The organism is Mycobacterium sp., assembly GCF_040398885.1.
GTDB lineage: Bacteria > Actinomycetota > Actinomycetes > Mycobacteriales > Mycobacteriaceae > Mycobacterium.
This window is the reverse complement of sequence record NZ_JBBATF010000181.1, coordinates 1-5,248: the sequence shown is the minus strand read 5'-3', so window position 1 is coordinate 5,248 and position 5,248 is coordinate 1. Positions and strand designations below refer to the sequence as shown.

General features: G+C 69.6%; 5 protein-coding genes. 4 read left to right on the top strand and 1 reads right to left on the bottom strand.

Annotated elements, in window-relative coordinates:
* Together ADBZ5U_RS14070 and ADBZ5U_RS14065 are read left to right on the top strand one after the other, a co-directional pair.
* Positions 1-1,527, top strand: a 1,527-nt coding sequence (locus ADBZ5U_RS14070) for a DUF3418 domain-containing protein (protein WP_526811205.1), incomplete at its 5' end; no start/stop codon positions are given.
* A gap of 10 nt (positions 1,528-1,537) precedes the next feature.
* A complete protein-coding gene (locus ADBZ5U_RS14065) occupies positions 1,538-2,548 on the top strand; it encodes a patatin-like phospholipase family protein (RefSeq protein ID WP_526811203.1) in 1,011 nt (336 codons plus the stop codon).
* 44 nt (positions 2,549-2,592) lie between these two features.
* Here ADBZ5U_RS14065 and ADBZ5U_RS14060 read toward each other — a convergent pair whose 3' ends face one another.
* Positions 2,593-3,051 (bottom strand): SRPBCC family protein, encoded by a 459-nt coding sequence (locus ADBZ5U_RS14060; protein WP_526811201.1) that lies wholly within the window; start codon positions 3,049-3,051, stop codon positions 2,593-2,595.
* A 100-nt stretch (positions 3,052-3,151) separates the two neighbouring features.
* Here ADBZ5U_RS14060 and ADBZ5U_RS14055 point away from each other — a divergent pair, with 100 nt between their 5' ends.
* Positions 3,152-4,054: a DUF1295 domain-containing protein gene (locus ADBZ5U_RS14055; RefSeq protein WP_526811199.1), complete on the top strand. Its 903-nt coding sequence runs from the start codon at positions 3,152-3,154 to the stop codon at positions 4,052-4,054.
* Positions 4,051-5,175: an FAD-dependent oxidoreductase gene (locus tag ADBZ5U_RS14050; protein WP_526811197.1), complete on the top strand. Its 1,125-nt coding sequence runs from the start codon at positions 4,051-4,053 to the stop codon at positions 5,173-5,175. Before ADBZ5U_RS14055 ends, ADBZ5U_RS14050 begins: the two co-directional genes overlap by 4 nt.
* The last annotated feature ends 73 nt before the right edge of the window (positions 5,176-5,248 follow it).

Here is a 5,248-nt window from a genome sequence, read left to right as displayed (position 1 = left end):
CTGGTCGGGGACGACGAGATCTACGCGTTCTACGATGCGCGCATCCCCGCCGACGTGGTGTCGGCCCGGCACTTCGACGGGTGGTGGCGAAAGCAGCGGCAGCGCACGCCCGAACTGCTCACCATGTCTCGCGCTGACCTGCTCCGGGTGGCGGACGCCGACGCGGACCGTCCCGACCGCTGGGAGTCCGGGGACCTGTCGCTGCCGCTGACCTACCGCTTCGAACCCGGGGCGGACGACGACGGAGTGACCGTGCACGTGCCGGTCGGAGTGCTGGCCCGACTCGGCGACCGGGAGTTCGCCTGGCAGGTACCGGCTTTGCGCGAGGAACTCGTCACCGCACTCATCAAGTCCCTGCCCAAAGATCTCCGCCGCAACTTCGTGCCGGCTCCGGACACCGCCAGGGCGGTGATCCCGGATCTGCGTCCCGGCGGGGAACCGCTCCTGGAGACGCTGCAGCGAGAACTGCACCGGCGCAGCGGGATTCTGGTTCCGCTCAGCGCATTCGACCTCGACAAGCTGCCCCCGCATCTGCGGGTCACCTTCGCCGTGACCGCACCGGACGGCGCCGAACTGGGTCGCGGGAAGGACCTCGCGGCGCTTCAGCAGGGGTTGGCCGGACAGACCCGCCGGGCGGTCGCCGAGGCGGTCGCCGGGAATCTGGCGCGTCGCGGGATGCGCACCTGGCCCGACGATCTCGACGAGCTTCCCCGCAGTGTCGCGCAGCAGGGCATCCGGGGTTATCCGGGACTGGTGGACACCGGGTCGGCGGTGGATCTGCGGGTATTCGCCACCGAGCCCGAACGCGACGCCGCGATGCGGGCCGGACTTCGGCGGCTGCTGCGGTTGGCCACCCCCTCTCCGGTGCGGGCCCTCGAGAAGGGCCTCGACCCGCGCCGGCGGCTGGTCCTGGGGGCCAACCCCGACGGCTCGCTCCAGGCGCTGCTGGAGGACTGCGCGGATGCGGCCGTCGACGCAGCGGTCCCCGAACCGATTTGGACCCGGGCCGAATTCGATGCCCTGCGCCGGCGGGTCCGCGACATGTTGCCGTCGGCCACAGCCGAGATCCTGCTCCGGGTGGAGACCGCCCTCGATGCCCTGCGGGATGTCGAGACCGCGCTGCCCGGCGATCCCTCGGCCGGCCAGGCCCCAAGGTCCAAAGACGCCGTGGCCGACATCCGCCGCCAGCTCGACGGACTGCTCGGCCCGGGGTTCGTCAGCGCGACCGGTGCCCGCCATCTTCCCGACCTGACCCGGTACCTCACCGCCATCGTCCGCCGGATCGAACGCCTCCCGCACGCGATCGCCGCCGACCGCGAGCGGATGGAGCGGGTGGCAGCCGTGCAGGAAGCCTACGACGAACTGCTGCAGGCGATTTCACCGTCGCGCGCCGCCGCCGCGGAGGTCCTCGACATCGGCAGGATGATCGAGGAATTCCGGGTCAGTCTGTGGGCGCAGCAGCTCGGAACCCCGCGGCCGGTCAGTGAGCAGCGCATTCACCGGGCAATCGACGCGCTGCTGAGGTAGGAGAGAGAGCATGCCGAAAGCCGACGCCACCAAGCCCGTGGACCTGGTGCTCTCCGGCGGCGGGGTCAAAGGCGTCGGACTCGTCGGTGCGGTGGTGCGGCTGATGCAGGACGGTTACCGCGCGCGCCGGGTGGCTGGCACCTCGGCCGGTTCGATCATCGGCTCGATCGTGGCCGCCGCGGCGAAGTCGACCGATCTGGGGCCCGAAGACATTCGTCATCTCGCGATGAGCATCGACTACCGAAGGTTTCTGGACCCCGGCGTGTTCGAGCGGGTTCCGCTGCTCGGGCCCGCCTGGGCCATTCTCGAGGGCAGGGGCGTCTACAAGGGTGACTACGCGCACGACTTCGTCGCCGACCGGTTGAGAAACCTCGGCGTGCAGACGTTCGGCGATCTGCGCCTCGACGACGATCAGCTTCCCGAACATCGCCGCTACCGTCTGGTGGTGACCGCCACCGACGTCACCCGTGGTCAGTTGGTCCGGCTGCCGTGGGATTACCGCGACGTCTACGGCCTGGATCCCGACGAGCAACCGGTCGCCGACGCGGTGCGGGCCTCGATGTCCATCCCGTTCCTTTTCCGGCCGGTCACCCTCTCCAGCGCGGCCGGACTGGAATCCACCCTGGTCGACGGCGGCCTGCTGTCGAACTATCCGATCGACACCTTCGACCGCCTCGACGGCAGACCGCCGCGCTGGCCGACCCTGGGCGTCACGCTGCTCCCGAACCTGCCCGCCGGCAACGACAAGGTGATCCCCGGACTGGCGCCGGTGCGGGCATTCAGCGGGCCGCGTCTGCTCGAGCAGGTGCTGACCACGATGATGGTCGGTCGCGACCAGGCGTACCTCAACGAACCGTGGGTCAGCGCCAGAACCATCCGGGTCGACTCCACCGACGTGGGGGTGGTGGATTTCGACGCCAGCCGGCAGGAGATCGAGGCGCTCTACCTCAAGGGTTACGACGCGGCGACGACGTTCCTGTCGACGTGGGACGAGTCCGCCTACACCAAGCTGTTCCGCTGAAACAGGCTGTGCCGGAGACTGTTCCGCTAACGATACGCGGGTGCTCAACGACCCTTCTCGACGCGTCTCTTCAACCCGTTGAGAGCCTGATCGGCGATCGTCGCGGCCGCCTTCTTCTTCATGAAGCCCATCATCGGGATCTTCGGGTCGATCTCGAGTTCGTAGACGACCTTGGTGCCCGCACCGTCGGCCCGCAACGTGTAGGACCCGATCAGCCTTTTCATCATGCCGGACTTCGGCTTTCCGTCGACGTCGGAGTTCAGCGTCCAACTGACCGCGTCGTCGCCCTCCCAGAGGTAGGAGATCTCGTAGGTGTCCCGGCCGACCGGGGTGGAGATGCTGAACGCCGCGTCCTTGGCGGCGCCGTCTTCGTGGGTCGTGATCACCTCGACGGCGGTGACGCCCTCACTCCAGCTCGGGTAGTCCGCCAGGTCGGCGATGACCGCCATGACCTGTCGGGGGGTGGCGTTGATCGTGATCGACTCCGAGACGCTCTCCGCCATCGTGTTCCCTCCCTCGCCGTAACCGCTGAAGCCGATTATTCACGCCGACCGCCGCCGGCGGCGTCGAGCCGGCGGCGTCCTGGTCGTCTAGCATTCCGGAATGGATCTGAAGGGCAGGGCTTTGGTCCTGGTCACGCTCGCCTACGTCGCGGCCGTCGCGGTCGGCGCGGCATGGCTGTCGCAGGGGCCGCGCACCGGGCGGTTGTGGCTGGACACCCTGATCGCCGATGTGCTGTCCACTCTGGTGATATTCGTCTTCAGTCGCGCCTTCAAGAACTCCAGTTTCTACGACGCCTACTGGAGCGTGATTCCGCCACTGCTGCTGTTGTTCTGGTGGTGGCAGGGCCCGATCGGCGTCTCCGGTCCGGGTTCGCTGCGGGCCTGGCTGCTCGCCGCGGTGGTCGGGTTCTGGGCGGTCAGGCTGACGGCCAACTGGGCCTACGGATTCCCCGGCCTGCACCACGAGGACTGGCGGTATCCCATCCTGCGGGAAGGCGCCGGCCGCTTCGAGTTCCTGGCCGACCTGTTCGGAATCCACCTGTTTCCCACCCTGCAGGTGTTCGTCGGCATGCTGCCGGCCTACGTCGCGCTGACCCATCCCGGCGAGGGACTGGTTTGGCTGGCCTGGCTGGCCTTCGCCGTCGGCGTCGCGGCCGTCTTGTGTGAGTTGGTGGCCGACGTGCAGATGCACCGCTTCGTCGCCGCCCGAGACCCCGGCGCGGTGATGGATCGGGGCCTGTGGGGTTGGTCGCGGCATCCCAACTACTTCGGCGAGATCGGATTCTGGTTCTCCGTGGCGCTTTTCGGCGTCGCCGCGGCGCCCCGGGACGCCTGGTGGCTGTTCCTCGGCGTCGCGGTGATGGTGGCGATGTTCCTGGGCGCCAGCATCCCGATGATGGAGAAGCGAAGTCTCGAGCGCCGGCCGCAGTACCGCGATGTGATCGCGGCCGTGCCGAGGCTGGTGCCGCGCCCGCCCGGGTCTGCCCGCCGGGCCCGCCGGTGAGCCGACCGCGGGTCGTCATCGCGGGTCTGGGCGACAGCGGGTTGCTGACCGCGATCAGGCTGGCGCGGTCGGCAGACGTGGTTGGGATCTCGGCCAAGCCGGGCCTGGTCAGCGGGCAGGAGCTGGGAATGCGGTTGACCCGCCCGGCGGACTGGGCGCGTGACTATCTCGTGCCCTTCGACCGCTATCGCGTCCTCGACCGGGTCCGCACCGTCCAGGCGCAGTTGACCGGGGTCGACCTGGCCGCGCGCACCGTGCAGGCGCGGCGGCCGGACGGCGCCGAGATCACCGAACCCTATGACGCACTGGTCATTTCGACCGGAGTTAGCAACGGGTTCTGGCGCCGGCCGGGAATCCAGACCGCGGAGCAGGTCCGCGCCGAGATCGCAGCGGCCCATGAGCGACTGGCCGCGTCCACCTCGGTGATCGTCGTCGGCGGCGGGGCGGCCGCGGTCAGTGCCGCCGCCAACATCGCGGCGCGGTGGCCGGCCACCACGGTCGATCTGTTCTTCCCGCACGACCGCGCGCTGCGTGAGCACCACCCACGCACGTGGGATCACCTGCGGCGCAGACTGATTGGCCTCGGTGTCCGAATCCACCCGGGGCACCGGGCCGTCGTACCGGGGGGCTTCGACTCTGCCGCCATCACCGCCGGTGAGGTGCGATGGGCGACCGGGCAGGCACCGTCGCGCGCCGACGCCGTGTTGTGGACGATCGGACGGGTCAGTCCCAATACCGGCTGGCTACCGGCCGAGTTGCTCGATGCGGATGGATTCGTCACCGTCACAACGCAACTCGCAGTGCCGGGACACCGGGGCGTGTTCGCGATCGGTGACGTCGCGGCGACGGATCCGCTGCGTTCGTCGGCCCGCAACCGCGCCGACGGCATCGTGGCACACAACATCCTCGCCGAACGGGCGGGACGTCCGCTGCGGTCCTATCGCCCGCCGCGCCGGCGTTGGGGTTCGGTCATCGGCGTCCAGGCCGACGGAGTGGAGGTCTTCGCGCCCAGTGGGCGTCCGTTCCGGATACCGGCTTGGTCGGTCCGGCGGATCCTGATGCCGCTGATCGTGCGCCGCGGGATCTACCGCGGTGTCCGCTCGAATCAGCCGATGGCCTAAGGCGGCGGCGGTCCCGGCGGCGGCGGGATGAACGGCGGTGGCGGTGGTGGCGGTGGCGGTGGCGGTGGTGGTG